The sequence below is a fragment of the Lawsonella sp. genome (assembly GCF_011525565.1).
In the GTDB taxonomy this organism is placed as follows: Bacteria; Actinomycetota; Actinomycetes; order Mycobacteriales; family Mycobacteriaceae; genus Lawsonella; species Lawsonella clevelandensis_A.
This window is the reverse complement of the sequence record NZ_WVRS01000014.1, coordinates 1-23,664: the sequence shown is the minus strand read 5'-3', so window position 1 is coordinate 23,664 and position 23,664 is coordinate 1. Positions and strand designations below refer to the sequence as shown.

Here is a 23,664-nt window from a genome sequence, read left to right as displayed (position 1 = left end):
AGCACGTACTATTCACTATGCCGTTTACTTTGGGATTTGCCGCGCATGGTGTGCGATTTATTCTTCTTTTTAGAGGAATGAACAGGGGATTTCTGTGTAGTTGAACTCTTCGCTGTACTCTTCTTCGAGCTCTGCTTCTGTTGCTCCGTACCTTGTCCTGTACCCTGCTCTGTACCGTATTCCGCTTGGGACGACGGAGTGGTACTCGACTCATCTTCGTCAGTTCCGGCAGAATCATCTTCTCCTGCGGGGAGAACGTTAAACGTGGCAGGTTCGCCCATTTCGCTGTCTAACAGTGTGTACAGCTTGTACGCACCAGGAACAACTGCTGCTGCCTGGGCGGAACAGTTCCCATCAGAATTTTGACGGGTACCTTCCCAACTCACGGTGAAACGGCGACTCTCATTGGGGGCAAGGACTTCTTTTCGATCCTCCGCGGAGGTGTAGCAGATCTCTGATTTCCACACTGGGCGATTCGCTTTTATCGTGTAAATCTCATAGCGCTGGTGGGCTGCCCCCATCTCAGCCTTGCATGATTTCTTGGATTTATTCGTGATCTTCATAATGAGTGGAAGATCATTTCCCTGGGCCACATTCGGGCGACCCACTTGTGCCTCAATCTGCAGATCGTCGGAGGAACAATCGGCAGCGTTAGAGTCTTTCTCCGCCACGGTAGACGTTGAGGTTACGGTAGAGGAACCGGCATCGTCTTTACCATCTTTATGCTTGGTGACGGCCGCCACGATACCCCACACGATAAGGATAACGACGATAACAATAGCAATGATGGCCACTAGACGACGCCGTCGATAAATCTCGGGTGGTAGTTGACCTTGCTGATCGCGGTAATCGTGTTGTTCCATACTCACCCTCTCACGATAACCAAAAATAGGGACGCTGGCTGCTCATTCCCCCCTTGTGTCTTAGACTGGGCAAGTGACAGCCAGTTATCTCGCTACTTCTGATGCCCACCACCGTCTCCTCCAGTGGTTTGACGGCGCCCGCCGCCCCTTCCCCTGGCGTGCACCTGACGTATCCGCGTGGGGAGTATTGGTCTCCGAAGTAATGAGCCAACAAACCCCCATGACCCGCGTAGAACCAGTATGGAAAGAATGGATGACACGCTGGCCAAAACCCCACAATCTAGCACAAGAAAGTTCTGCGGAGGTGGTGCGGGCCTGGGGAAAACTTGGTTACCCGCGGCGTGCACTTCGCCTACAAGAGTGTGCACGCACGCTTGCCACCTGCCACAACGATATCGTTCCGCAGGATATTGACACGTTATTATCACTGCCCGGGGTGGGGTCTTACACTGCCCACGCAGTGGCCTGCTTTGCCTATGGGCACAATGTTTCTGTGGTGGATACCAATGTGCGGCGCGTTGTGGCACGCGTTGACCATGGCCACCCAGACCAGGGAAAACCTAGGGAAAAAGCGGACTTGGCGGAAGTATCCGCCCTACTCCCTGCAGATCGTGCTACTGGCGCCCGCTTCTCCGCAGCATTAATGGAATTTGGGGCACTCGTCTGCACGGCACGTCACCCCCATTGTACAGAGTGTATTCTGGCTGATTCCTGTGCCTGGGTAGCGGCTGGACAACCCGTATGGGACACTGCGACCCACGGGGCACGCCCAAAACCACAAAAATTCACTGGTACTGACCGACAAGTTCGCGGTCTGCTTCTAGATGTTGTGCGGGAGCACTCTGGAGGGGTGGAAAAGACCGCCCTCGACGTTGTATGGCCAGATGATACACAGCGCGAACGCGCTTTACAGTCCCTGCTAAGCGATGGCCTAATGGAGTGTTCTGCGCATGGCTATTATGGTCTAGCCGGCGAGCACTTCGTCAACGAGACGCTCTAGATCTGCGGCTGTCCATCCCGGATAACCATGCAGGCACGAAACCCACTCGGTGGGGATAGCAGACGCTCCCCAACACGCGCCCAGTAAAGCACCCGCAATGCACGCCACTGTGTCAGTATCATGGTCCAGGCTGACGGCCTTCTGGATAGCTCCGCGGAAGTGTTCACTGCCACGTCCCGGGGTGGTGGCAATGGCATGCCATGCACAAACAAGCGCATCTACTACCCACCCATTAGTTTCTACGTGGTCGGCAATATCTGCTTGCTCAGCTGCCTGGAAGTGTTTCACCCAGAAACGCTGCTCTTCCGGCTCAGCATAATTCTGCAGGTAGGACAGTACACCCTGTACTGTGCCCACCAGAATGGCGTGGCGAATACCTAGTGTCCATAACCGGCAGGCCTGCCGGGCACGCAGGTCATAGTGGGTGAGGTCGGAGATCATTCCTGCGGCTTCAACGGCGTCAGCCCCCTTCCCCTCCCCCAGGTAGGCGAGGGCCACTGGAGCTGTACGCATAAGTGAACCGTTACCACCTTTACGGGTTCCCGGAAGATGCTTTGAGTCCCGCAAGAGTGCATCGGCAGTACGTGCATGGCTCATGTGCAAGACCTGTTTTGTTTGCGTCCCTATAGTGGCTGGGTTCGTGTCCGCCCAGTCTTGAAAACCAGCTGCAATACTGTCCAGGGCAGCAGTCGACAATAACTCGTGATGCGTGGCGGCCGTCTGCAAAATGACGGTGCTCATGGCGGTATCGTCTGTCCACTCACCTGCAGTGCGGGTGTCCTGGGAGGATTCTTTTGCCGTGCTCCAACCTGGCCGCATCGTAATGTCTCCCTGGCTGGCAATTTCGGAGGCGGTTAAGAATTCGTAGGATGCGCCTAAAGCGTCACCTACTGCCGCTCCTACAATAGCGCCTAGAGCTCGATCGCGGATGGAGTTATCCAGCATATAAACCTCTCAGTAAATAACCCAGCAATGCCCCATAGCACCACAGCCTGATTCCACACCGGCTGTGTCCAGGTCGCATAGTGGGTCGCATATCATGGGTAGAAACGGGGCACGAGTTAGCGTTGATCGTCCTGTACGTGCTCCACCTATTCCACTTGTGGAGCTTCTTCCTGGGACGTGTCCGAAGAAGTATCCGCTTGTGGGACTTCCGATTTCACAGTGGTAAAGGTGAAGATGGCGTCATCGTGGGCACCTTCTGCGTCCCAGTCAGCGACGTCAACCTTGATAGTGTCACCAGCGACAAAGTCACCAAAGATGATCTTTTCGGACAGTTCGTCCTCAATGTAGCGCTGAATAGTGCGACGCAATGGGCGGGCACCTAATACGGGATCGAAACCGCGCTTTGCCAGCAGTCGCTTCGCCAGATCCGACACCTCCAGAGTGAGGTCCTGGCCACGCAGCTGCTTCTGTACACCGGCAAGCATGAGGTCCACCATCTGGAGAATCTCGTCCTCGGTGAGCTGGCGGAACACAATGACGTCGTCAATACGGTTGAGGAACTCGGGACGGAAGTGCTTCTTCATTCCCTCGCGCACTTTATTCTGCATGCGCTGGTAGTTACTCTCATTCGCATTCTTGGAATCCTGGAACCCCATACCCACGGGCTTGGAAATGTCCTGGGTGCCAATATTGGACGTGAAGATAATAACCGTATTGCGGAAGTCCACTTCACGGCCTTGTCCGTCCGTCATGCGGCCTTCGTCAAGCACCTGCATGAGGGAGTCATAGACACGCTCGTGGGCCTTTTCAATCTCGTCAAAAAGCACCACGGAGAAGGGGCGACGGCGTACTTTCTCCGTCAACTGTCCACCTTCTTCGTAGCCCACATAGCCGGGGGCGGAACCAAAGAGGCGGGACACCTGGTAGGAGTCGTGATACTCGCCCATATCGACGGTAATAAGTGCATCGTCGTCGCCAAAGAGGAACTCTGCCAACGCCTTCGACAACTCAGTTTTACCGACACCAGATGGGCCAGCGAAAATGAATGTTCCTGCGGGACGCTTCGGATCCTTTAAACCGGCGCGGGTGCGGCGGATAGCACGCGCCACCGCCTGCACTGCCTCATTCTGGCCAATGATGCGCTTGTGCAGCTCATCTTCCATGTGTAGCAGGCGGTTAGATTCAGACTCGGTGAGCTTAGCGACCGGAATACCCGTCCAGTTAGCTAGTACTTCCGCAATGTTTTCCGAATCAACAATGGCGTCCGAGGCGGATTCACCATCACGCCACTGCTGTTCACGTTCCTTGCGTTCCGCAATGAGTTTCTTCTCATCGTCACGGAGGGCGGCAGCCTTTTCAAAGTCCTGATTGTCGATGGCAAACTCCTTGCGGCCACGGACTTCTGCGATCTTGTCATCAAATTCGCGCAGGTCCGGTGGGGCAGTCATGCGCTTAATACGCAGCCGCGCACCTGCCTCATCAATAAGGTCAATTGCCTTATCCGGCAGATAGCGGTCGGTAATGTAGCGTGCCGACAAGTCCACTGCGCTAGCAATAGCTGCATCGGTAATAGTGACCTTGTGATGCTGCTCGTAGCGATCGCGCAGGCCCTTCAGAATTTCGATAGCCATTTCCTGGGTTGGCTCCGGCACCTGAATGGGCTGGAAGCGACGTTCCAGGGCAGCGTCTTTCTCAATGTGCTTGTGGTACTCATCCATGGTGGTGGCACCAATGCACTGAATTTCGCCGCGGGAAAGACGCGGCTTCAAAATATTGGCGGCGTCAATAGAACCTTCTGCTGCGCCTGCGCCAACCAGCGTGTGAATCTCATCAATGAAGATGATGATGTCGCCGCGCTGGGTGATCTCCTTGAGAACTTTCTTCATACGCTCTTCAAAATCACCACGGTAGCGGGAACCTGCCACCATGCTGGAGAGATCCAGACTGTACAGCTGCTTGTTGGCGAGGATATCCGGGACATCATCGTGGGCGATGGCGAGGGCCAGGCCCTCCACAACGGCGGTTTTACCAACGCCAGGTTCACCAATAAGGCAGGGGTTATTCTTGGTACGCCGGCACAGTACCTGCATAATGCGCTCGATTTCTTTCTCGCGCCCAATAACGGGGTCGAGCTTGCCCTCTCGCGCTGCCGCAGTAAGGTTACGGCCGAACTGGTCAAGAACAAGGGACGTAGACGGAGTACCGCCCCGCCCGCGTGATGGTGCAGAGGCTGCTACCGCGGCAGCAGCTGGCTCCTGAACATTCTCGGCTGCCGGAGTACCCCCCTGGTACCCGTTGAGCAGTTGGATAACCTGCTGGCACACGCTCGGCAGATCCGCACCTAGGTTCGTGAGAACCTGGGCAGCAACACCGTCACCCTCGCGAATAAGCCCCAGCAGAATGTGCTCGGTGCCAATGTAGTTGTGTCCCAACTGTAATGCTTCGCGGAGGGAATACTCGAGGACTTTCTTTGCCCGCGGAGTGAAAGGAATGTGTCCGGAAGGTGCTTCAGTACCTTGCCCGATAATTTCCTCAACCTGTTCGCGGACAGATTCAAGGGAAATGCCCATGGCTTCCAGGGCTTGGGCGGCAACACCTTCACCCTCGTGAATAAGCCCTAGCAGAATGTGCTCAGTTCCGATGTAATTGTGGTTGAGATTGCGGGCTTCTTCTTGAGCCAGCACAACCACACGGCGAGCGCGATCTGTAAACCGTTCGAACATTAGTCTCCCTACCTGTCTATGCATTCCCTATTCTATAGAACGCGCGAGCGGGCTAAATAGTTACATTCACACTAAGGCGATCTTCTGGACGTATTTCCCTGCCTACGAGAGTGAGAAATGCGTCACAAACACTCTTAAGGATGACTGTTGCCACTATTACTTCGACTGTGGCTTCACCATGGGGAAGAGAACCGTCTCACGAATACCCAACCCAGTAAGAGCCATCAACAAACGATCAATACCCATACCAGTACCACAGGTAGGCGGCATACCCTGTTCCATGGCCTCCAAAAAGTCCTCATCAAGTACCATCGCTTCATCGTCGCCAGCCGCCGCCAAACGCGCCTGATCCTCAAAACGCTGACGCTGAATAACCGGATCTACCAGCTCGGAATACGCCGTCGCCAATTCAAAACCACGCACGTAAAGATCCCATTTTTCGGTAACACCGCGCTTCGACCGATGATCGCGAGTAAGTGGAGACGTCTCCACCGGGAAGTCACGCACGAAAATGGGGCCCTCTAGCTGATCGGCGCAGAGATGCTCCCAAATTTCCTCCACCAGCTTGCCATGCAACCAGCCGGCATTCTGGGGAACCTCCAAACCGATAACCTTGGCAACATCCTCGAGCTCTTCCACGGAGGTATCAACTGTTACCTCCAGCCCAATAGTCTCCGGGAACTTCCGGTGCAGTGCCTCATTGAGGGAAGGATACATTTCGATGGTCTTCCAGCTATCACCACCGAAGTCATACTCACTACCATCGGCCAAGGTGACGGTAGTCGATCCGAATACTTCCAGCGCGATCTCCTGGATAATCTCCCGCATCATGACGGCAGCATCATCGTAGGTACCGTAGGCCTGGTAGGTCTCCAACATGGCGAATTCTGGACTATGCGAAGAATCCACACCCTCATTACGGAAGTTGCGGTTAATCTCAAAAACACGATCCAAGCCACCCACAACACAGCGCTTCAAATACAGCTCCGGAGCAATGCGGAGGTAAAGATCAATATCCAAAGCATTGGAATGGGTAGCGAAAGGACGTGCCGCGGCACCACCATGCAGCGTCTGCAGCATAGGGGTTTCCACCTCGAGGAAGCCGCGACGCTCCAAAGCGTGACGCAGTGCCCGCACAACCTTAATACGTACGATCGCATTCTTACGGGCCTCTTCCCGCATAATGAGGTCCGTATAACGATGGCGAATACGGCTATCCTCACTCATCTCCTTATGTGCCACCGGCAGCGGACGCAAGGACTTAGACGCCATAGCCCACCGCGTGGCCATAACGGAAAGCTCACCTCGCTTAGAGCGGCACACACGACCCGTCACATAGACAAAGTCCCCCAGGTCTACGTCAGCCTTCCACTCCGCTAAAGCATCCTCGCCAATTTCTGCCAGCGACAGCATGACCTGCAACTGTGCGGCCTCGCCTAGGGCAGTGGTGGCAGCTGTATCGTTGGTAACACCCTCTTGCAGGCGGGCAAAGCAGAGCTTACCGGTGTTGCGAACGAACAGGACGCGACCCGCAATAGTGACGACGTCATCAGACTCATCACCGTCTGCCAGCGAGTCATAACTCTTATTGTCAATAAGCTCACGCAGTGTATGCGTACGCGGTACGACAACAGGGTACGGATGGCGATCCTCATGGCCTTCCGCCGCCTCTTCTAACAGGCGTGTGCGCTTATCCCTCCGGATACGCATTTGCTCTGGAGTCTTGTCCTCGGCGGAAGAGGATGCTGCGGCAGCCACGGAAGAATTATTGTGCGGGGTTTTTTTGCGATCAGTCACGCTCTCTAGGATAGTGCCTTTTGCCAGCTAGATGAATCTGGCACAAAGATGGAGAACAGAGGACACTACATTTCGTGTAGGCAACTATGGCAACTGCTTGTAATTGCGATAACGAGCACAGAAGTCCATACGGTAGGAATTATGAGGTGATTAATTCCACATACGATGAAGAAGCTGTACTGGATAACACTACAGCCGATGCGACAGCTACGGTGGATACCACCACAGCTACTGTAGAAGCCGAGCCCACATCTCGACTCCCACGTTGGTTGCGCGCCCCGCAACCAAAGCCGTTACGTCCTCAGAAAGAGGTCGATAAGCTCTACCCCCGCCTACGATTCCAGGTGTTCATAGGTATCTTCATCGGCTACGCCTCTTTCTACCTCATCAGAAACAACGTCAGTCTGGTTGCAAATACTCTTTCCGAAAACGGACTTAGTAAAACCGACATTGGCATTATCGCCAACTGCCTCCTTCTGGCATACGGTTTCTCAAAATTCTTCGCCGCCACCATCAGTGACCGTGCAAACGCTCGCTTCTTTATGCCCCTGGGACTTATCCTCTCCGGCCTAACCAATATCCTCATTGGTATTTCTGCCGACGGCACCATTTCGGTAAGTATCTTCGCCGTCCTCATGACCATCAACGGCATCTTCCAAGGTATGGGCTGGCCTCCCGCCGGCCGCGTCATGGTGCACTGGTTCTCCACCTCCGAGCGAGGCGGGAAAATGGCGTTGTGGAACATTGCTCACAACGTCGGCGGTGCTCTCTCCGGTGCACTCGTCGCCTACGCCCTCGACCACTTCGGATCCGACAATTGGGCCTCCGCCTTCTGGTTCCCCGCAGTGATCTGCTTCATTCTAGCTATCATCACCTTCTTCCTTGTACGAGATAACCCCCAGTCCATGGGGCTACCCTCCATCGAGGAGTACCACAATGATCCAGCACCCGTAGAGATTGACGAAGCTGACAAAACAGAATCCACGTGGCAGACCATTCGCCGCCATATTCTGCGCAACCCCACTATGGTGTACCTCGCTTTCGCAAACGTCTTCGTCTACACCCTGCGCTATGGCATCGTCTCCTGGGCACCCCTCTACCTGGCACAGGTCCGTGGCGGCTCAACTAGCCAAGGTATTGCTGGTTTCTCCATCTTTGAAATCTCCGGCATTATCGGCACCCTCCTCTGCGGCTGGATCTCCGACCGTGTATTCAAAGGCCGTCGCTCCGTCACCGGCATTGTCTTCATGGTGGGTGTCATTCTCGCGGTCCTGCTCTACTGGCTGCCTTCAAATGATGCCCCCATGTGGGTTTCCTGGACAGCACTAGCCCTTGCCGGTGGCCTCATCTACGGCCCCGTTATGCTGATCGGCTTGCAAGCCCTCGACCTGTCCCCCACCCATATCGCAGGTACCGCAGCAGGCTTCACCGGCCTCTTCGGTTATGTACTAGGCGCCACCATGGCCTCCACCGGCATAGGTGCCATCGCCCAGCACATGGGGTGGGGTGCAGCCTTTATCTTCCTTATTATCTGCGCTGTACTATCCATCGTTCTATTGGGCCTCGTTGACCGCAAGGAAAAAGAAATCCTTGCTAAAGCTCGCGCCAAGCGCGACGCCGTCCGCGCAACCCAAGAGGAAAATGCAACAGCAGAGGAAACCAAAACAGCAGAAGCAGAATTGGAATCCTAAGCCTCCGTATTTCACTATCCACCTACATTAAAAGGCTGCCTGCCTCGTCGTAACGATGAAGCAGGCAGCCTTTTCCTCTAGATTTCCTCCAGTATTCCCGTACTTAAAGCCCTTACTTACCGAATAAGCCCAAGATGGCGCAAAAGGAATACATACCCGCCCCGACGGTAGAGATCATCAAACCAAAATGCCCAGTTATGGGCACCTTTCTCCGCTATCCGGAACGTAAAATGCGAACGATTCGAAGAATGCTCAACCAACTTTTTAAAAACCACTGTATTAGAGTGGGACGCCACCTCCGCAGTAACCGCAAAAGGTGACGGCTCCACCCCCGTCAACGTTTTTCCACTACCGCACGACACACGCACAGGCATGGTGTAGCGGCGAATATTTAACGCCGGGTCATGTGCTTTCCACTGGGAACTGGGCCACGCACCCCACATTGCGCGAGGACGATACCCCATTAACGCACTTCCCATTGCCAAAGAACTTGCCTGCGCTGGTGCTGATAACGTGTAGAAACCACTCATCGAGTCCACCGCGCTATAACGTTCGGGGAAACGCTGCGCGAGATTCATAATGCCCACTGATCCCATGGATAACCCCACTAATGCTGTGGAATGGGGACGCACTGGAACACGAAAATACTGGGAAAGGTAATGAGGTAGCTCCTGGACAAGGAAAGTTTCCCAGCGAATAGTTTTCCCATTATCCAGTGGGGACGCGTAATCGGTGTAGTAGGTACCAGCAGCGTAATCACCGGAAATGGGGGCAACTAAGGTAACATCGTAGTTCGCCAAATGGCCATGTAGATCGCCACCAAAAATAAAACCATTGTTCTTATTGTTGGTGCCGTACCCGTCAAGAGCCATTACAATACGCGGATTACCAGGTGTTTTCGCCGGCATAATCTCCACCGGAATTGTCCGCTTCATCGCGTGCGAATACACGTTACACTGCTGCAGACCACGCCCAAAAACATCCCACGTGCAGCCCGGACGAAGGTAACTGCGATGCGGAGAATACTGTCTGCCAGTAAGAGGAGCACCCACTGGAATTTGTGGGAACGGTTCATCGGCAAGAACGCGGGGCTGTTTTTCCTGCTCCGCAAACGCACACGGTGCAGCGTTAGTGAAGAACACTGCAGACATAAGAAGTGCACCAGAAAGAGCACCGGCGACAAGGCGGCGTGAAAGAGTAGCCATGGTGTTAGTCCTCAGAGATACCCAGCATGAGACCGATATTATCGTGGCAATATGTTCCGTCTGCCAGATAGGCAGACACAAGAAGCCGCGCATCCCCCTCTGCGGGAGCGGGGCCCAAATCATAATTTGTTACCGCAACCTGCGGGTCGTGGAGCTTAGGCTCAGCCATAAGAACATTCTTAGCTGCCGCAACAACGCCCTCGCTACCCTCGCGGAATGCATGTGCACCGGCAACCAAGGCGGCCGGTAATGCCTGTGCTGGGGCCATGCGGGGTTGCTCACTGAAGCGGCTAATAGCTACACCGTCGCTATTCCGCAACGTGTCCACACCCGTCACTGTGGTGGGAAGGCACAGATCTTTCACAAGGTGACGAAGTGCCACCAGCTGGTAAAAATCCCTCTCCCCTACGAAAAGACGCTGCGGATGCAGGAGTGACAGCAACGCCATGTGCACAGTTAATGACTCCTCTATCCCCGGTGGAGGAGGAACAATAACGTCAGGATCATTGAGCCGTACCATAGTGCGCAGTCCATGTGGGAACAGTGTTTCCCAGGCGGGTGCGAAGAAGAGTGAGGCGGGGCAGCCCGGCAATGACTGCAGGAATTGGCAGTCCGCCGCAACAGCATCAAGGTGAGCATTGTCTGCGCATAGCGATGAGACAATGACGACGCTGCCGGGCACACGCGCAGCGGTCTCAATGACTCCAGCGTGCCCACCGTGTAAATGGCCGTGCGTAGGCACCACAATAAGTTGCCGATGGGTAGCATGCAGAGCTCGTGCTACCTGCGCAATACTTTGCGGATGTGTATGGCAGGTAACTGTACCTGGATGGTATCCGGGGTTGGAAAGCATTTACGCGTCCCGCTCCAGTCGCTTCATAATATCTGCCAAGCTAAGACCATTAGTGTGCGCGCCTGACTGTTCCTGGTCATGGCTATGCGCGGCATGGTGCCCGCCTTCTCTTTCTGCATACGCTTTTTCGGTATGTGCAGAAGCGCTGGCATTGTCTGTCGTCCTTGTCCCATGTGAGCCATGTCGACCCGTGCTAGCTGAAGCAGTAGAAGACGCGGAAGATGCCGAGGATGCTGGGGATACTGTAGCTGCACCATCGTGAGCGCGCTTGGGACTGTAGGAACTATGGGAAGATTTATGAGTGGACTGGCCAGAGCTAAAAGCGTCCCAATCTATAGTTGCGGACTTCTTCGCTTGTTTTTCTGCTGGCTTTTCTACCGGCTTTTCAACTGGCTTTTCTGCCGGTTTTTCTGACGAGTCCTCTGCTGAATCTTCCGTTGAGTTGTCGATATGATCCATGAAAAAGCTGGGGACAACAATACTCGACAGCGTGTCATCACCGGCACCAACAGTATTTCCGGTAGTACTTTCACCCGGGTGACGTGTTTCAAACACTACCTGTGCATCGTGAACAACGTGTGCTTCTGGTGTGTCATCTTCTGTGTATGTATAGGCGTACCCCTGTGTGGCGAAATCGTAATCCGAATCACCGTAATCGGGGCTAGCCTCAGCATAGGCAGAGCTGGAGTAATCAGAGCCAAGGTCATCAGCATCAGAGTAGTCAGTATCGGAAGAATACCCATAGGAGTTATCCGGGTAATAGTAGTAGCCTTGACCATCGCTAATAGCGAGCTGATCATCAAAATCAGGATCAAAGAACTGCGCCAACGAAATCCGTAATTCCGAAAGCTCTTCCCGCAGCTGCTCTACTTCTTCCCGGGAGGCTTCCTCCAGCTCCTCGCGGCGTTTCTGTTCTGCCGCATCACGCTTGTCGAGTTCACGCTGCAGAGCACGCTCATAGTCCTCGGCGATAAGACCATTTCGCGACGTGTACTGGCTGGCCCGGCGCTGGTAGTACATCATAAGAAGAGCACCCAAGACAGCTGCCCAGAGGGCTACCCCCACGGCTACGCGCAGTCCTACATTCGAATCTGTGAGCATGATGACAACAGTGGCAGCAATAGCCAAAACGACCAATACCACTAAACCCACTATGGGCCACGTATTGTGAGAGTGCGAGGAACGACTCACACGACCGCCGTCACGCTCTTCTACATCTGCTGATTCGGGTGCATCCATACCGTCGAGGATACCGGGTTTTGCGGGAGAACTGCACTGTTTACCAAAACTAAGTACTGTGATTACTCAAGAATTTTTCGCATACTGCCAGCAATAACGTTATGTTTGTGCGCCAGCAGCGTCTTTTTCCATCTGATCCGGCGGAATTCGGCACGCTCGCTCTAGTACTAATCCCGCCACCGCCAGCAGGAAACCTGCCACGGTAAACACAATAATGCCGGGAGAATCTGCCTGTGCAGCAGATAATGTATGGATGCGGGGCCACACATAAACACCGGAACCTATACCGGCACCACAAAAGACAGCCCCCGCAAAAGCGGATGCCCTGCCTAACACGAATGCGCGGGCGGCGCGGACGGGATGCAACTGGTGATGATCCTGCCCCACCTGGTTACGTTCGATAGCGCGGTGAATGTAGAAAGCCAGGATCCCGTCAACAATAGCGAGAATGATGACGGGGATACTTACCCAGATGGTGAAGTCAGCCAGGGTGGAGTAGAACGTCGACACCATCAGCCAGGCACAAAATGCGCATACTGCCGCCCATACCAGAAGAGAGCTGACAGACGTGAGATGCAGTTTGTTATCGTTCTGCGGCTCCTCGGGAGTGTGCTCAGGTGTCTTCATGAAAGCGCTCCTCCGGGAACAAGCTGAAGGGTGACGTCTCGTTGAATGCTAGTCTCTGCGGCCGGATCTCGTGAGCGTAATGCGGTAAGTGCCTGCCGAAATTCTGTTGTGAGGGGAAGATTTGGATGGTGGTAAGACAGTATTTCCAGGGCGGGTACCAGCACAAAGCTCCGTTCTAGCGCATACGGGTGCGGGAGGGTGAGGTGGGGGTCGGTGGAAATAATGGGGGTGTTATTGTCATCGTTGTGCCAGCAGGCAATGATGTCAATGTCTAAAGTACGTGGCCCCCAATGCACTTCTCGTGTACGGCCAGCCTGTTGTTCAATAGTCTGGGCGCGGGACAGCCAGTCCTGTGCGGTGGCGGAGATATCGCGTACCAGGACAGCGCTGTTGAGGAATTCTGGTTGGTCGGTTACTCCCCACGGAGCGGTCCGGTACACACTGGCATGGGCATAGCACCAGGGTGCTAGGCAGTGGGCTGCGTACTGTAATTGGGCAAGAGGATCGCCAATGTTAGCGCCAAGGGAGAGTAATGCCGTCGTCATGCGGAATACTGTCCTGGGGCAGAGGCGAGATCATCTCGGGTACGGGAGACGGTGACGGCAACATCACCAAACGGTACTTCAATGGGCGCCGATGGTTTATGCACGCATACGTCTACCCGCTGTGTGGGCGGATACTTCTGCAGGATACGTAGGGCAATACGGTGGGCGAGCGTTTCCACCAGGTTGAGGCTGGGGCCCGTCAACACTCGATATGCTATATCGGCAACTTCGGCGTAGTTGACGGTGTGGCATAGGTCGTCACTGCTTCCTGCCTGCCGTGTGTCTAGCCAGAATGACACGTCAACCGAAAAAGGTTGCCCGTCTTTCTTTTCGAAGTCTTCTACCCCGTGATAGGCGTGGGCAGAAATACCGGTGAGGTCAACGCGGTCTAGGCTAGGGCCAGTCCCTGGGTTCAGCACAGTTAGCCATCCTCTCGGAAAGGATTACACCCCGCCTGCCACGCCTGCTGTACCGCCAAGGCCTGCACAGTGCTAGGCACATCGTGGACGCGCACACCCCACGCACCATAGTGTCCGCAGAAAGCCGACACCACACTGGTCGCCAGATCTCGCTCCGGCGGCTCCGAGGGCCTTTCTACGCTGTAGCGTGAGTCCGTATCTGCCAACACGTCCCCCAGAAAACGCTTCCGGCTAGCCCCTATCAGCACTGGAAAACCATTCTTAACAAATGTAGGGAGGGCTTTCAGCAACGCCCAATCTTGGTCGCGGGTTTTCGCAAACCCCAAACCTGGATCCAGGATAATGTTGGATTCTTTCACCCCCGCGTCAAGAGCACGCTGGACAAGAATCTGCAGGTCCCCCATTACTTTGCCCACAATATCCGCATCGTTATAGGCGGCACCGGCAGCGTCCCCGAACTTGTCAGCTTGCCAATGCATCACACAGTACGGGACTCGCGCATCTGCCATGACGCGGCGCATATCCGGGTCTGCTTCCCCACCGGAGACGTCGTTAATAAGATCCGCACCCGCCCCCAGTGCAGCAGCAGCCACACTGGCCCGCATAGTATCCACGGATACCGTCACACCCTCCTGGTGGAGGGCAGACACGATAGGAACAACGCGGGCGGCTTCTTCTTCCGCGGTGACACGCGTAGCACCAGGACGAGTGGATTCCCCACCCACATCAATAATCTGCGCACCCTGCGCCACCATATCGCGGGCATGGGCAAGGGCTTTATCCCGGGTATTCCACTTACCACCATCCGAGAAAGAATCTGGCGTGATATTGAGAATACCCATCACTAAACATGGCGAATGAACCATGGCAGTCCTTCCTACATCCTTATCCACTAGCACTATCCACTGGCACTAGCAGCGGGGATCCCGAATAAGTGCCAACGCCTCCGCCCGCGACGTGGCATTAGCGCGCAGGCTGCCCCGCACCGCACTGGTAGTAGTGATGGCACCAGGTTTACGAATACCCCGCATAGCCATACACAAATGCTCGCATTCAATAACAACCACAGCACCACGCGCATCCAAACGATCCATAATGGCGTCGGCTACCTGGCCAGTGAGCCGCTCCTGTATCTGTGGCCGCTTCGCATAGAGGTCCACCAGCCGGGCCAGCTTCGATAAGCCCATAATACGGCCAGTTTCTTTATTGGGGATATAGCCAATATGGGCTACCCCGTGGAAGGGCAGTAGGTGGTGTTCACACATGCTGTACACGGGAATATCACGCACCAAAACAAGCTCGTCATAGCCTTCAGTGAAAGACGTGGCAAGAACGTCAGCAGGGTCGCAATGTAGACCACCGAAAATTTCGGTGTAGGCGCGTGCTACCCGGCTGGGGGTGTCGCGGAGCCCTTCCCGGTCGGGATCTTCACCAATGCCGATGAGGAGTTCCCGAACAGCGTGTTCTACACGTTGTGCGTCATATTCTCCGTAACTCATTTATCGCGTCGATTCTTACCAAAACCCCATCCACCGAAGAGGCCTCCACGGCGGTTATCGCTATCCCCGCGGCCATTCTGCTGCGCATCATCAGAATGATGGCGCGACTGTCGCTGTGACGAAGAATCAGAAGACTGCGTGGGACGACCCGGCTGCGCGGGTTTATCCGGGCTGGAGTAGTGAACAATATCGTCTTCACTGATCTCCGGCAAAGCCTGCTTACCTATCTTCGGCGGCCATTCTTCGCCGCGTTCCTTCGCCAGTTCACCAGGTGTCTTTACTGGTGGTTGTGTGGACGGAGTACGCTCGCCGAAATCGTCAAACTCGGTAATACGTGGGCGAGTCTCAATACTTCCTAGAATCTCCTCCAGGTCAGGGCGTCGCAGAGTTTCCTTCTCCAAGAGGGCAAAGGCGAGGTTATCAAGCAGATCCCGATACTGAGTGAGGGTTTCCCACGCCTCCGTGTGGCAGGCGTCAATAATGCGGTGTACTTCCTCGTCAATGTCGCGGGCAACCTCATGCGAGTAGGTGGACTTGGTACCGAGGGTGCGACCCAGGAATGGGTCGCCTTCTTCCTCCCCGTACTTGACGGGCCCCAGTTTGGCACTCATGCCCCATTCGCTCACCATGGCGCGGGCTATCTTGGTGGCCTGCTCAATATCGTTGGAGGCACCTGTGGTGGGTTCCGCGAACACGAGTTCTTCCGAGGTGCGTCCGCCCATGGCGAACACGATCTGGCTGAGCAGCTGGGTGCGGGTCCGCAGGCCGGAGTCGTCTTCTCCCGCCACCATGGAGTAGCCGCCGGTGCGGCCACGCGGCAGGATAGTGACTTTGTAGACGGGATCCATTTGCGGCATGGCCCATGCACAAATAGTGTGGCCAGCCTCGTGGTAGGCTGTCACTTTCTTTTCCTTTTCGGAAATAATGCGGCCAGTACGGCGTGGCCCGCCAATAACACGGTCGGTGGCTTCCTCTAGGTTGTCTGGGGTAATAGCTTTTTGGTTTTGGCGAGCGGTGAGCAAGGCCGCCTCATTCAAGACGTTGGCTAGATCAGCGCCGGAGAAGCCCACTGTGCGCTTAGCGAGGGCGTCAAGGTCGCAGTCTTTCGTGAAGGGCTTTCCTTCCGCGTGCACTTTGAGAATGGCTTGGCGGCCTTTCAGATCCGGGTTGGTGACGGGAATCTGGCGGTCAAAACGGCCAGGGCGCAAGAGTGCGGGGTCCAGGACGTCAACGCGGTTTGTGGCGGCAATAAGAATGACGCTCTGCCGGTCCTCAAAGCCATCCATCTCCACTAGTAGCTGGTTGAGGGTTTGTTCGCGTTCATCGTGGCCGCCGCCAATACCGGCACCACGCTGGCGGCCGACGGCGTCAATCTCATCAATGAAGATAATGCTGGGGTTATTCTTTTTTGCCTGGTCGAAGAGTTCGCGGACACGGGAGGCACCAACACCTGCGAACATTTCTACGAAATCAGAGCCGGAGATGGAGAAGAAAGGTACGCCAGCTTCGCCGGCGACAGCGCGTGCCAGGAGGGTTTTACCGGTGCCTGGGGGACCGTAGAGGAGGACACCGCGGGGGATTTTCGCGCCAAGTTTTTCGTAGCGTTCCGGGTGCTGCAGGAAGTCCTTAATTTCATTGAGTTCTTCCACTGCCTCATCTTCACCAGCCACATCCTTAAACGTGGTGGTGGGACGGTCTTTGTTGACGCCACTGGCGAAGGATTTACCGAACCCCATGGGGCCGTTCTTCTGCATTCGGCCGAAGAACCAGATCATGAGAAGCACCAGCAGCAGGGTGGGGCCTAGGTAGATAAGAGCCTGGGTGAACCAGCTGGACTGGTGTACTTCAGTTGTGAAGGCATCTACTTTGGATTCCTGCAGGAGGCTGAAGATGTCGTCGGCAGAAGCAGCCGGATACTGGGCGGAGAGAGCTTTCGCTTCGACGTGTTTCTTGTCCCCCGAGTCACCCTGTTTGGATGTGGATCCGAATAGTCCCTGCTTTTGTGGTTCCGCAGGTTCTACTTTTGTTTTCTTTTTCAGAATGACTTTGAGGACCTGTTCACGGTCTTCTACTACTGCCTTCTCAACATTGTCACCCTTTATTTGTTGCAGGATGGTAGAGGTGTTGACGGACTGGTAGTCAACGGAGTTGTTACCTCCGAAGAACGACAGGCCAACAAAAAGCAGCACGATAAAGGCAATAATGCCGATGTTACGAAACAGCTTCTTACGGTTCATGCACATGCGGGCCGTATGGAGTGGCCCATCCCTTCTCTAATGTATCTACGTACACAGTACCGGTTAGACGCCACTCACGCCTTTTTTCGCACAATACCCGGTTTATTCATTCATGCTTATTCATGCCGGGTGAAACGTCAGTAGCAGTTACTGAAAAACTTCAGGCTTCAACTTGGCGACGAAGGGGAGGGAACGGAATTGTTCGTTGAAATCCAGACCGTAGCCAACAACGAAATCATCGTCAATGTCGAATCCCACATCGGTGCACTCCACGTTAACAGTTTGGCGTGCTTCCGGTTTGCGCAGCAAGGTTACTACTTCGAGGGAGCGGGGGTTACGGGCAGAAAGGTTACGCAGTAGCCAGGAAAGTGTGAGACCGGAATCGAGAATGTCCTCCAAGATAACAACATCGCGGCCGGTAATATCGCGCTCCAAGTCTTTCAGAATGCGAACAACACCGGAAGAGCTTGCGCCGGCACCATAGGAGGAGACGGCCATGAACTCCATCTGGTTGGGAATGGGGAGTGCGCGGGAGAAATCCGTGAGGAACATGACGGCGCCTTTAAGGACGCAGATAAGGATGAGATCCTCGGGGTCATCAGCGTGTCGGGCGGCGGTTGCCTCGGCTAGTTCTTTAACACGCTTGGAGAGTGTTTCTTCATCGATAAGAACCTCTTCGATGGAGTTTTCATAGTAGGAGGTTGCTGATTCCGGCACAGTACTCATCGGTTTCCTCTGACGTGTCTGATCCGTGGTGGGGTCTCTACCAAATGCGGGGTGTCCGTAGGGCACGGTCTGTGCGTCCTACCTTTCGTAGGATAGTTTGTCTACACCCTAAACACCTAAATCTATTCAGAGGACGTTATCGAAGATGTCACCCTGAATACACCTCTAGAGACACGCTAATGACCATGACGGCAGCCATGCGCATGCCCGCACCCCATCGATAATGCAGATGATGCAGAATCTGCAGCCGGCACAACAGGCACAAAATAGAGCGCCTTATCCTGCCGTTTCACAATGTCTCCACCGGGTAATGCAATGGGACCTTGCCCATGCCAGTCCGTCACAAGACGCGCTACCTCCTGCAAATGCGTATAGCCTGCCTGCGTATGACCATGCGCATGCAGCCATAATCGCAGTACACGCCGCAATGTGGGAAGAGGAAGCTCACGCAATGAGTCCAGGGGAAGCTCCCCGCTGCCATCACTCCGCTGTAGTGCCTCCCGCAGTATGGTGTCTGCCTGGCTATCTAGTTCGTCAGCATCTTCCCGCACCAGTTGAGCTGTACGCGCCAACGCCGGCACAATCTCTCCCCCACTAATCTCCTGCAAAAGGGGAATTACCTCGTGGCGTACACACACACGCGTGAACGCGGAATCCTTATTTTGTGGATCATTCCACACGTCAATAGCGTGCTCCGCGCAAGCAGCATGCGTATCGGCACGGCGTAGGCCAAGCAGCGGACGCCCCCAGGGGTCATCCCAGTCACTCATGCCGGCAATAGCGTGCGGCCCCGAACCACGCAGCAAACCCAATAGTAGCGTTTCCGCCTGGTCATCTTGCGTGTGTCCCAACAAAACTGGGCGTCCAGCGCGCATCATATCCAAGGCTGCATAGCGGGCCTCCCGCGCCGCACCCTCCATACCGAGGCCGTTTTCATCGTTAATAACAATGGGAATAACAAGTGCCTCAACACATCCCAATTGACGAGCCTGCTCAGCAGCATGGTGAGCAACCTGCCCGGATCCTTCTTGTAGTTGATGGTCAACAAGGAGCGCCGTTACCTGTGCGCCGGTACGGACTGCCCCCGCGGTAAGTGCGAGAGAATCGGCCCCACCGGAAAGAGCCACACACAATTGTGCTGGCCTACCATGTTTCTCCCACCATGCGCGGACAGCTTTCGTCACCGCCCACATGTGGGGATCTCCAGACCCGCCAAACGTGGAGGCATGCGGCAGTGGCGCAGCAGAGCTCAGCACTGGCGTTTTAGACGGTTTAGGCAGTTTTGCCGGTTGCGGCGTCGACACCATCAGCTAACACCCCGTACGGTAAACAGTGGCGGCCAAGTTATCAACGAGCATCGTCGCCAACCAATACACCGTATCGTTCACCAGAAACGCAAAGTAGTACGGTGTATTCGAGCGGGCACTATACGCAATACCCGCCAGCGTACTGACATTATTCAACGATCCCGTTTTCGCACGAATATGGCCCCGCGCGGCAGCATTCTCTCCCCCGAAGCGATACCGCAGTGTGCCACTCTCCCCCGCCACCGGCAGATTATCGCGAATAATGTCCGTCACATCTCTTTTCTCGGAAAAATTATGCGGACGTAGCGTTTCCTCTATAGTGCGCGGCGCCAGACGATCATAGGAGGAAAGGCCAGACGTATCCTCCAAAACAGCACCCCGCGTAGGAACATTATGGGAACCCACAGTGGCAATTACAGCATCTGCGGCACCCCGGAAACTAGCCGGATGCCCCATCTCACTCGCAACTTCTCGCCCAATGGACTCCGCCAGCACATTATCGGAATGAATAAGCATGTCATGCAGACGATCACGCAAAGGCGCCGAATGTACCTTCCCCAAGGGAAGTAGCGCCAGAGGTGGTTTCCCGACCTCTATTTTTAGCCCATCAATGCCCAAATATTGGGCAAGCGTAGCCCCCACTTGCAGGGACGGTGTGGGAGTGTGGGGACTATACCAGCCAGCATCATGGATACGGCCACCATCGAGCATGGCCGGAACTATGGGCGCTATACTGCCGCCGCCAATATCCCAGCGATCCCACCCACGCGCCATATCTGGCCCCGTGTAGAAAGACGTATCCACAATCAGCCGCTTCGGCTTAATGGGAAGATACTTCACCTTGTGTGAAACCTGCTGGGCGAGATCCGAAATGCGGGCAGCATTCGTGTAAAACGTGGGGGCGGTAGCACGCCGTGACAATGTCACATCGCCCGTGCCACGCAGGACCAAACTTCCATCAATAGCCAGGTAAACGCCAGTTTCTTGCCGTTTTGTCGGCTGCAAAGTATGGAGAGCTGCGGAGGCTGTCAACAGTTTCGTAATAGATGCGGGAGCCAGCGCACGGTCAGCGTTACTCTGCCACACAGGCTTTGCACTATTACCCACCACACTATTACCCGCACTGTGCACAATACCGCCGAAAGAATTAACCCCACTAGCTTGGAGAACAGATGTTAAAGCCTTCTGCATTCTTTGCGTACACGCACTATTCCCTACCCCATCAATCCCGATGGCATTACTGACACCACCGCTTACCGCTAAAGATTCTGCCGCCGGGGACTCCGCAGACAGGGACGCAGGAGACGCTCCTGCCGTTGCGGAAGAAACAACCATTGCTGTTACAGTCAGCGCTGCACAGATAGAAGTACAGACAGAGGCACGAACAGAAGCAATAGCAGGAGTAGAAGTACGGGCCAAGTGGGAGCGGAATAGGCGAGAGGGCATACGCATAGACCTATGCTACTATCTTCTCTCCTTACACACTCTCCCTCCCCACACTGGTGACCTGGCCTAATGAGCCGGCTGACACCCACACGCCTGCAGGCTTGTCGCAAGCGCATCCAGCACTGGGCGGGCCGCAGACGGCTCCTCACCATTGATAATGAAGGCAAATACCAGGACACGCCCATCCCGGGTAACCACAATGCCCGCCAAACTACTAGCAGACGACAATGTTCCAGTCTTGGCACGCACCCAACCACGCGCTAGGGAACCGTCATAGAAACGATTGGAAAGAGTACCAGATCCACCAGAAACAGGAAGATCATCAAGGATTGCGCGATTCTGATCCTGTGTCGCAGACAAGCGAAGAACATCCACCAAAGTATGGGACGACACTCTGTTCTTAAGCGACAGGCCGGAGGCATCGAACATCGTCAAACCGACTGTCGTAACACCATTGTCGCCCAAAATATGGCGTATGGACTCCGTAGCACCAGCAAACGTGGCAGGCTTCCCCTGCTGCACCGCAATTTCACGGCCAATTGCCTCCGCCAACACATTGTCGGAATGAATAAGAACATCATGCAAGCGGGTAATAAGAGGCGCCGACCACACCCTCCCCAACATCGTAGACGTATTCGTCTTCTTACTGGTGACAGTAACATTATCGACAGCAATACCAAGATGCTGGGCAAGCGCACGACCCACTTGCATAGCAGGATCGACAGTGCGGGGGGAATCCTCCCCTGTTGCATCAAGACGGGCACCATTCACCATTGTGGGAGACATGGGGGCAATGGAACCGCCACCAATATCCTCCGTATTCCAGCCTGGCGCCATAGTAGATCCACGGTAGAGGGACGTATCAACAATAAGTTTCCGCACAGTGATGCCGCGTTTCCGCAGCATGGTTTCTGTATGCTGCGCAAGATCCTCAATACGGGCCGCACCATGGTAGAAACTATCCTGCCCTTTACTCGCATCAGACAAGGTAACGTCACCATAGCCACGTAATACGACAGTGTCCCCATTAAGGAGAAGAGTCTCCGTTTTCACCCGCTGCTCATCAGACAGCACACGGAGAGCCGCCTGGGCGGTAAGTAGCTTCATCACACTGGCAGACTGAAGAGACTTATCAGAATTCTTTCTCCACAAGTCTTTTCCCGTCATCGCATCCTGTACAGAACCAGTGAAATGCTCAACACCAGCAGCAGCAAGCAAACTATTAAGCCGCGAAGCCAACACATCAGTATCGGGAATAGGAGCATCTTTAGAAACGGGACGGAATGCATCGTCACGTTTATCAGTATCGGGAGGAAGCGCCACACCCTTCATCCAGGAGGACGCATCCGAAGAATTCAACCCCCGCACGCGCGGCACCACATTGAACGCCACAACGGCACCCACCACAAGCAGAAGAACCACCAGTATAGAGGTGGTGATGGCGAGACGCCTATGGTCTTTCATCAACGGCCCTTTTCCAAACGTTACGTGAAACGTTGCCCACTATTGTCCAAACGCATGCCACATTATGCAAACGCAATCCTGCTTCATTCTGTCACGAATCACAAGCTCCGTGCGACCCTGGACTATCCTGTAAGAAACTATTATTTCTTGCAGCAAAGGTTGGTTACACAATGAGCCTTGACGTTACCATCGAGATCCCCAAGGGTTCCCGCAACAAGTACGAAGTTGACCACGAAACCGGACGTGTCTGCCTCGACCGCTACCTCTTCACCCCCATGGCCTACCCTGCCGACTACGGCTACATTGACCACACACTCGGCGAAGACGGAGACCCGCTGGACGCCCTCGTCATTCTCCCCGAACCCGTCTTCCCCGGATGCGTTGTCCCCGCCCGCATCGTTGGCGTTTTCAACATGACCGATGAAGCCGGTGGAGACGACAAACTGATCGCCGTCCTCGACGACGTACGCTGGAACCACATTCAAGACATCAATGATGTGCCGCAGAATCTCCGCGACGAGATTGAACACTTCTTCGTCCACTACAAGGACCTAGAGCCCAACAAGGAAGTCTCTGGCACTGGTTGGGGCGACAAGGCTGCCGCTGAAAAAATCCTTGAACAAGCCAAAGAACGTTTCCAGGGCTAAAAGCGAGTAGACACTGGGCAGCCACAGCCAGACAGGTAGGTAATTTGAAACTGCCTACAGTGACAGTAGCTATACAGTGACTATGCTGCCGTAATACTTGCGATAGGACGATAGAAAGAAGACTCCGCCACTAACGTTGCCATGACGCTAATCGTTGTCATGACGTTAATTCTGTGGTGGAGTTTTCTTCTATTTTTCTATTCTTTCCATTCCTGGTTTCTTCCGATAGTTCGGTAGTCCCCCAATTCCTTCCCACTCGCATTAATTGAGTGGTGTCGCGTACCCGGTATTTGGTGACTAGTTCAATGTTTAGCGTCTGGTGTGTGTTGAGTCCTGTCCTGGGTGTTTGCGTCCTGTGTTTATCGTCCGGTGCCGTAGAGGGGATCATCAGGGTGGCGGATAGGACCGCGAGGGAGATTACCAGGTTGGGG

General features: G+C 54.7%; 20 protein-coding genes and 1 pseudogene. 3 read left to right on the top strand and 18 right to left on the bottom strand.

The genetic code is table 11. From position 1 onward, the window contains the following. Positions 1 to 8: 8 nt before the first annotated feature. Complete coding sequence (locus tag QZV76_RS06585; RefSeq protein WP_290599173.1) at positions 9 to 863, bottom strand: hypothetical protein; 855 nt, start codon at positions 861 to 863, stop codon at positions 9 to 11. Positions 864 to 936: 73 nt separating this feature from the next. Between QZV76_RS06585 and QZV76_RS06580 the strand changes: the two genes are divergently transcribed. After that, entirely contained in the window at positions 937 to 1,863 is a 927-nt protein-coding gene (locus tag QZV76_RS06580; protein WP_290599172.1) for an A/G-specific adenine glycosylase, read from the top strand. Here the strand turns inward: QZV76_RS06580 and QZV76_RS06575 are convergent. The 3 genes and pseudogenes from QZV76_RS06575 to lysS form a co-directional block, all read right to left on the bottom strand. Then, a complete protein-coding gene (locus tag QZV76_RS06575) occupies positions 1,828 to 2,808 on the bottom strand; it encodes an ADP-ribosylglycohydrolase family protein (RefSeq protein ID WP_290599170.1) in 981 nt (326 codons plus the stop codon). The genes QZV76_RS06580 and QZV76_RS06575 overlap by 36 nt on opposite strands. 221 nt (positions 2,809 to 3,029) lie before the next feature. Next, a pseudogene (locus tag QZV76_RS06570) lies at positions 3,030 to 5,531 on the bottom strand (ATP-dependent Clp protease ATP-binding subunit); the annotation flags it as partial. A 156-nt stretch (positions 5,532 to 5,687) separates the two neighbouring features. Further along, positions 5,688 to 7,241 (bottom strand): lysine--tRNA ligase, encoded by a 1,554-nt coding sequence (gene lysS / locus QZV76_RS06565; RefSeq protein ID WP_290599237.1) that lies wholly within the window; start codon positions 7,239 to 7,241, stop codon positions 5,688 to 5,690. Between the two features lie 356 nt (positions 7,242 to 7,597). On the opposite strand from lysS, the gene QZV76_RS06560 reads away from it, so the two are divergent. Next, positions 7,598 to 9,019: an MFS transporter gene (locus QZV76_RS06560; RefSeq protein WP_290599235.1), complete on the top strand. Its 1,422-nt coding sequence runs from the start codon at positions 7,598 to 7,600 to the stop codon at positions 9,017 to 9,019. A gap of 116 nt (positions 9,020 to 9,135) precedes the next feature. On the opposite strand, the gene QZV76_RS06555 is transcribed toward QZV76_RS06560, so the two are convergent. The 13 genes from QZV76_RS06555 to dacB (QZV76_RS06495) form a co-directional block, all read right to left on the bottom strand. Then, on the bottom strand, positions 9,136 to 10,224 hold the full coding sequence (locus QZV76_RS06555) for an alpha/beta hydrolase family protein (RefSeq protein WP_290599169.1): 1,089 nt from the start codon (positions 10,222 to 10,224) through the stop codon (positions 9,136 to 9,138). A gap of 4 nt (positions 10,225 to 10,228) precedes the next feature. Beyond that, complete coding sequence (locus QZV76_RS06550) at positions 10,229 to 11,077, bottom strand: pantoate--beta-alanine ligase (protein ID WP_290599168.1); 849 nt, start codon at positions 11,075 to 11,077, stop codon at positions 10,229 to 10,231. After that, on the bottom strand, positions 11,078 to 12,316 hold the full coding sequence (locus tag QZV76_RS06545) for a DUF6779 domain-containing protein (protein ID WP_290599166.1): 1,239 nt from the start codon (positions 12,314 to 12,316) through the stop codon (positions 11,078 to 11,080). A gap of 99 nt (positions 12,317 to 12,415) precedes the next feature. Further along, positions 12,416 to 12,943, bottom strand: a complete 528-nt coding sequence (locus tag QZV76_RS06540; RefSeq protein ID WP_290599165.1) for a DUF3180 domain-containing protein — start codon at positions 12,941 to 12,943, stop codon at positions 12,416 to 12,418. After that, positions 12,940 to 13,488 carry a 2-amino-4-hydroxy-6-hydroxymethyldihydropteridine diphosphokinase gene (folK, locus tag QZV76_RS06535; RefSeq protein WP_290599164.1) on the bottom strand — a complete coding sequence of 183 codons (549 nt, stop codon included), beginning with the start codon at positions 13,486 to 13,488 and terminating at the stop codon, positions 12,940 to 12,942. Before folK ends, QZV76_RS06540 begins: the two co-directional genes overlap by 4 nt. Beyond that, entirely contained in the window at positions 13,485 to 13,907 is a 423-nt protein-coding gene (gene folB / locus QZV76_RS06530) for a dihydroneopterin aldolase (protein WP_290599163.1), read from the bottom strand. Before folB ends, folK begins: the two co-directional genes overlap by 4 nt. Positions 13,908 to 13,909: 2 nt before the next feature. Further along, the gene (gene folP / locus QZV76_RS06525; protein ID WP_290599162.1) at positions 13,910 to 14,773 is read right to left on the bottom strand and encodes a dihydropteroate synthase; all 864 of its coding nucleotides are present in this window, start codon (positions 14,771 to 14,773) and stop codon (positions 13,910 to 13,912) included. Between the two features lie 45 nt (positions 14,774 to 14,818). Then, positions 14,819 to 15,406, bottom strand: a complete 588-nt coding sequence (gene folE / locus QZV76_RS06520; protein ID WP_290599160.1) for a GTP cyclohydrolase I FolE — start codon at positions 15,404 to 15,406, stop codon at positions 14,819 to 14,821. Then, positions 15,403 to 17,643, bottom strand: a complete 2,241-nt coding sequence (gene ftsH, locus QZV76_RS06515) for an ATP-dependent zinc metalloprotease FtsH (RefSeq protein WP_290599159.1) — start codon at positions 17,641 to 17,643, stop codon at positions 15,403 to 15,405. Before ftsH ends, folE begins: the two co-directional genes overlap by 4 nt. A gap of 147 nt (positions 17,644 to 17,790) precedes the next feature. Next, positions 17,791 to 18,369, bottom strand: coding sequence for a hypoxanthine phosphoribosyltransferase (gene hpt / locus QZV76_RS06510; RefSeq protein WP_290599157.1), 579 nt, complete (start codon positions 18,367 to 18,369; stop codon positions 17,791 to 17,793). Positions 18,370 to 18,545: 176 nt separating this feature from the next. Then, positions 18,546 to 19,625 carry a tRNA lysidine(34) synthetase TilS gene (gene tilS, locus QZV76_RS06505; protein ID WP_290599156.1) on the bottom strand — a complete coding sequence of 360 codons (1,080 nt, stop codon included), beginning with the start codon at positions 19,623 to 19,625 and terminating at the stop codon, positions 18,546 to 18,548. Positions 19,626 to 19,679: 54 nt separating this feature from the next. Continuing rightward, positions 19,680 to 21,128, bottom strand: a complete 1,449-nt coding sequence (dacB, locus tag QZV76_RS06500) for a D-alanyl-D-alanine carboxypeptidase/D-alanyl-D-alanine-endopeptidase (protein WP_290599155.1) — start codon at positions 21,126 to 21,128, stop codon at positions 19,680 to 19,682. A gap of 60 nt (positions 21,129 to 21,188) precedes the next feature. After that, on the bottom strand, positions 21,189 to 22,586 hold the full coding sequence (gene dacB / locus QZV76_RS06495) for a D-alanyl-D-alanine carboxypeptidase/D-alanyl-D-alanine-endopeptidase (protein WP_290599154.1): 1,398 nt from the start codon (positions 22,584 to 22,586) through the stop codon (positions 21,189 to 21,191). A gap of 170 nt (positions 22,587 to 22,756) precedes the next feature. Here dacB (QZV76_RS06495) and QZV76_RS06490 point away from each other — a divergent pair, with 170 nt between their 5' ends. Continuing rightward, positions 22,757 to 23,233, top strand: a complete 477-nt coding sequence (locus tag QZV76_RS06490) for an inorganic diphosphatase (protein WP_290599153.1) — start codon at positions 22,757 to 22,759, stop codon at positions 23,231 to 23,233. A 157-nt stretch (positions 23,234 to 23,390) separates the two neighbouring features. Here the strand turns inward: QZV76_RS06490 and QZV76_RS06485 are convergent. Next, positions 23,391 to 23,664, bottom strand: a 274-nt coding sequence (locus QZV76_RS06485; protein WP_290599152.1) for a hypothetical protein, incomplete at its 5' end; no start/stop codon positions are given.

Coding starts and splice junctions, on each gene's coding strand:
- QZV76_RS06585 (WP_290599173.1), bottom strand. CDS start 863: ATGGAACAACACGATTACCGCGATCAGCAAGGTCAACTACCACCCGAG.
- QZV76_RS06575 (WP_290599170.1), bottom strand. CDS start 2,808: ATGCTGGATAACTCCATCCGCGATCGAGCTCTAGGCGCTATTGTAGGA.
- lysS (WP_290599237.1), bottom strand. CDS start 7,241: ATGCGTATCCGGAGGGATAAGCGCACACGCCTGTTAGAAGAGGCGGCG.
- QZV76_RS06555 (WP_290599169.1), bottom strand. CDS start 10,224: ATGGCTACTCTTTCACGCCGCCTTGTCGCCGGTGCTCTTTCTGGTGCA.
- QZV76_RS06550 (WP_290599168.1), bottom strand. CDS start 11,077: ATGCTTTCCAACCCCGGATACCATCCAGGTACAGTTACCTGCCATACA.
- QZV76_RS06545 (WP_290599166.1), bottom strand. CDS start 12,316: ATGGATGCACCCGAATCAGCAGATGTAGAAGAGCGTGACGGCGGTCGT.
- QZV76_RS06540 (WP_290599165.1), bottom strand. CDS start 12,943: ATGAAGACACCTGAGCACACTCCCGAGGAGCCGCAGAACGATAACAAA.
- folK (WP_290599164.1), bottom strand. CDS start 13,488: ATGACGACGGCATTACTCTCCCTTGGCGCTAACATTGGCGATCCTCTT.
- folP (WP_290599162.1), bottom strand. CDS start 14,773: ATGGTTCATTCGCCATGTTTAGTGATGGGTATTCTCAATATCACGCCA.
- folE (WP_290599160.1), bottom strand. CDS start 15,406: ATGAGTTACGGAGAATATGACGCACAACGTGTAGAACACGCTGTTCGG.
- ftsH (WP_290599159.1), bottom strand. CDS start 17,643: ATGAACCGTAAGAAGCTGTTTCGTAACATCGGCATTATTGCCTTTATC.
- hpt (WP_290599157.1), bottom strand. CDS start 18,369: ATGAGTACTGTGCCGGAATCAGCAACCTCCTACTATGAAAACTCCATC.
- dacB (WP_290599155.1), bottom strand. CDS start 21,128: ATGCGTATGCCCTCTCGCCTATTCCGCTCCCACTTGGCCCGTACTTCT.
- dacB (WP_290599154.1), bottom strand. CDS start 22,586: ATGAAAGACCATAGGCGTCTCGCCATCACCACCTCTATACTGGTGGTT.
- QZV76_RS06490 (WP_290599153.1), top strand. CDS start 22,757: ATGAGCCTTGACGTTACCATCGAGATCCCCAAGGGTTCCCGCAACAAG.